At 35.1% G+C, this 673-nt stretch carries 1 protein-coding gene; it reads right to left on the reverse strand.

Going from position 1 to position 673, the window contains the following annotated elements:
• On the reverse strand, window positions 1–673 hold a 673-nt coding region (locus BGL89_RS06650), incomplete at both ends, for a type IIL restriction-modification enzyme MmeI (RefSeq protein WP_353743914.1).

Genomic DNA, 673 nt, shown 5'->3' on the forward strand with positions numbered 1-673 from the left:
TCTTTTGGATTCATTACCGCTTGAAACATAGAGCCAAAAATAGCAGGAGAAATTTTTCCCCAATCAAAAGCACAAGCTTCTAATAACATGACTCGCATCTTGCTATCAAAAGCCGCTAAAGGTAACGACTCCTCGAATAAATTGCCATTTATGTAGGGAAATTGAGTTAAATTTTCATCGAGATTTTTTAATCTTTTTGCTTCTGGTGTATTCAAAACCTGAAAAATGGAAGCGATGTGCATCGCCAAATCACTGCCATCTTCCTTGGTATGTAGATCGATATATTCCCAGAAAATCCCCTTATTAAAAATACCCGTATCATCGGCAAATAAACAAAATAATAAACGCACTAGATAAACTTCCAAATCATGCCCTATATAACCAATTTCTTTCAGGCAATCATGAAGTTTTCCCATTAACTCGGCTGCTTGAAGATTAACGGGATCTTCGTCTTTATAAACTCGCTTTTCGTAACCAGCAATAAAATCAAATAAATGAACGTTATCAACAAAATTACTTAATTGAAATTCCCATTGATTGCCCGAATCTAAATCATATAATTTAAACCGTTGAAAATCCGAGACTAAAATATAACGCGGTAACTCATGTTCCTTTAAATTGGGGAAATAATCCTTAGCCTGTTGTGTGGCTTTTTCTAAATCTTTCCCCTTCG

Origin of the sequence: Microcystis sp. LSC13-02, from assembly GCA_002282935.1 — a bacterium.
GTDB lineage: Bacteria > Cyanobacteriota > Cyanobacteriia > Cyanobacteriales > Microcystaceae > Microcystis.